Raw genomic sequence first — 1,163 nt, 5'->3', positions numbered from 1 at the left:
GGGAGGCCGTTCATCAGCGATATCGGCGCCTTGTTGCCGAGTGCGCTGTGCGGGCGAACTTCGTTGTAGTCCCTGCGCCAAGCCTCCAGTTTCGCCCGCGCGTCGTCAAGGCTCATGAACCAGTGCGTGTTCAGGCACTCCGCTCGCAGCTTCCCGTTGAAGCTTTCAATGAACCCGTTATCCGTCGGCCGACCTGGTCGCGAAAAGTCCAGCACCACCCCCTTCTGGTACGCCCATAGGTCCAGGTCACGGCTCACAAATTCCGAACCCTGGTCCACCCGGATGCTCTGCGGATAGCCCGTCTCTCGGCAAATCCGTTCGAGCGTCAGAACCACATCCTCGCCGCGGTAGCTGAACCGGGGATCCACCGCCGGTGAGTAGCGCGTGAACGTGTCCACGATCGTCAGAACACGGATCTTCCGGCCCGTGGCGAGTTGGTCGTGCACAAAATCCATCGCCCAGGTCTCATTGCGACGCGTCGCTTCGCAGCGATCCTCCCGCAGTTTCGCCTTCACCCGCCGACGCGGTACCTTGTGCCGCAACTGCAGCCCTAACTCTCTGTAAAGGCGATAGATCCGCTTCGCGTTTACCTTCCATCCGTCACGGCACAACAGAATGTGGACGCGGCGGTAGCCGTATCGCACCCGCGTCTGGCACACATCCGTGATCCGCTGCTTCAACTCGGCCTGCGAGCCACGCTTCGACGCATAGACATACAGCGGGCGCTCGATCCGAAGAGCAGCGCACGCGCGCCGCACCGACACCTTCCACTCGCTGCGTAGCCCATCCACCAATTCGCGCCTGCGCGCAGGCCTCAGAGCTTTTTTGACAGCACATCCTGCAGCATCGCTTTGTCCAACGACAAGTCCGCCACGATGCGTTTCAGCTTCGCGTTCTCCTCCTCCAACTGCCGCAATCGCCTCACCTCAGACGGCACCATCCCGCCGTAGCGCTTGCGCCAATTGTGGAAGGTCGCCTCGGATATCCCCGCCTTGCGGCACACCTCCCCAACCGCTGTGCCGTCCTGCGCTTGCTTCAGGACAAAGGCGATCTGCGCCTCAGAAAACTTCGATGCCTTCATGGAACTCTCCTCGTTCCCTGCTCGGGATACATAACTGGAAAATTCCAACTCAGATCGGTCCAATTTTCGGGGAGCACGTCAC

1 protein-coding gene is annotated in these 1,163 nt (G+C 60.9%); it reads right to left on the bottom strand.

The genetic code is table 11. The features are described 5' to 3' along the window. Positions 1 to 1,081 (bottom strand): IS3 family transposase gene (locus EOD42_RS25615; RefSeq protein ID WP_127790442.1). Its coding sequence is split into 2 segments (ribosomal slippage), with 1,082 coding nucleotides annotated over them: positions 1 to 829 and positions 829 to 1,081; the frame shifts between segments, so codons are not numbered across the junction. This gene is flagged as partial in the annotation. Between the last annotated feature and the right edge of the window lie 82 nt (positions 1,082 to 1,163).

This window comes from Rhodovarius crocodyli (assembly GCF_004005855.1).
GTDB classification, from domain to species: domain Bacteria; phylum Pseudomonadota; class Alphaproteobacteria; order Acetobacterales; family Acetobacteraceae; genus Rhodovarius; species Rhodovarius crocodyli.
The sequence above is the reverse complement of the archived record's forward strand: the minus strand, read 5'-3'. Positions and strand labels throughout refer to the sequence as shown.